The organism is Mycolicibacterium arcueilense (assembly GCF_058536225.1).
This window is the reverse complement of sequence record NZ_JBZTYL010000040.1, coordinates 1-725: the sequence shown is the minus strand read 5'-3', so window position 1 is coordinate 725 and position 725 is coordinate 1. Positions and strand designations below refer to the sequence as shown.

The window sequence follows — 725 nt, the reverse complement described above, 5'->3', positions numbered from 1 at the left end:
GATGCTGGGGGGTGTGATTTGGAGAACGGTGTGGCGGAGTTGGTTGATGATGGGTTTGAGTTTGTGGAGCGGTCGGTGACGGGGGTGTGTGAGGTGGCGGCGGATCCGGGGGCTGAGTTCTTCGACCCGCCGCGTTATCCGCCGGCGCCGGCGCCGGCGGTGGAGCTGGTGGGTGGCCCGGGCGCCGGCGGTCAGGCCGGTGATGTCGATGGTGCTGGGGTGTTGAGGGGGTAGTCCCCGGGGGTGCTCGCGCGTGAGCGTGAGTGTGTGTCTGGGTGGTGGCAGGGGTGCCCGTAGGCCTTCTCCCGGGTCTGCGGGCACCGCTGTGTTCGGCCCTGTGGTTCGGCGCGTCAGCGCCGTTGCTTTGGGTGGTTGGCAATGGTGTTGGTGGGAAGCATGTTTCGACAATGTGGTGTAGTATGTGGGTATGACGTTGGCAGGCAAGGTGATTAAGAATCACCGCGTGAGCGGTGGCGTAAACCGCGTGAGCGGTGGCGTAAACCGCGTAAGCGGTTGCAGCGCAATGGATAACCGTATGCAAGCGCATAACGTCACCACCAACAGCGCCGCGTCAGCGGTGCCATTCTCGAAAGGCGAACCGAAGCAACGCGATTCGGACCAACCGCGTAAGCGGTTGGGGTGCAACCCCTTTCGACCGGGCTTGCCCGGTCGCTGATCTTGGAGACGGCGCAGCCGTCTACAAAACACAGCCAGATCGGAAGAGC

At 63.7% G+C, this 725-nt stretch carries 1 pseudogene; it reads left to right on the top strand.

The features are described 5' to 3' along the window. Nucleotides 1-234: pseudogene (locus AC4LGL_RS33350) on the top strand (hypothetical protein); the annotation flags it as partial. Nucleotides 235-725 lie beyond the last annotated feature (491 nt).